Below are 655 nucleotides of genomic sequence, written 5' to 3'. Positions count from 1 at the left end.
TCGTGACAGGCACTCTGGAGGACGATGACGCGCTTGCGGCAAACGTCAGCGACACGACCGGTACCGAGATCGCCGGCAGCTACGGCACGCTGACCCTCAACAGTGACGGCAGCTACAGCTACGTGCTGGACAACAGCAATGCCGAGGTCCAGGGCCTGGATGATGGCGCGTCACTGACCGACGTCTTCACCTACGGCATCACCGATGCCGATGGCGATGTCTCCCGCACCACGCTGACCATCACCGTCACGGGCTCGACCGATGCTGCGCCGGTCATCACCGGCATCAGCGGCACGGACGACAACAGCGTCACCGAAGCCACCGGCGACACCGTCACCGGCAGCTTCACGGTCGCCGCCACTGCCGGGATTGCCACGGTCACCATTGCTGGCGTCGATGTGGATACACCGGTCGACATCACCAATGCGACCGAGGCCGACCCGGTGGTCATCGAGGGGAGCGAAGGCACCCTGAGCGTGACCGGCTATGACGCCGGCACCGGTGAGGTTACCTACCGCTACGTCGAGGATGGCGAGACCGAGGATCACTCGGGCGGCGACATCACCGACAGCTTCGCGGTCGTGGTCACCGACATCACGGATGCCAGCACCACGGACAGTCTCGACATCGCGATCGTCGACACCGTCCCGACAGC

At 64.9% G+C, this 655-nt stretch carries 1 protein-coding gene; it reads left to right on the top strand.

Going from position 1 to position 655, the window contains the following annotated elements; all coding sequences use genetic code 11:
- Positions 1-655 (top strand): VCBS domain-containing protein (locus AOG28_RS17490; RefSeq protein ID WP_200906848.1); only part of this gene is annotated, 655 nt, incomplete at both ends.

The sequence above is a fragment of the Cobetia sp. UCD-24C genome (genome assembly GCF_001306765.1).
Taxonomy (GTDB): Bacteria; Pseudomonadota; Gammaproteobacteria; order Pseudomonadales; family Halomonadaceae; genus Cobetia; species Cobetia amphilecti.
This window is presented reverse-complemented; position numbering and strand designations above follow the sequence as displayed.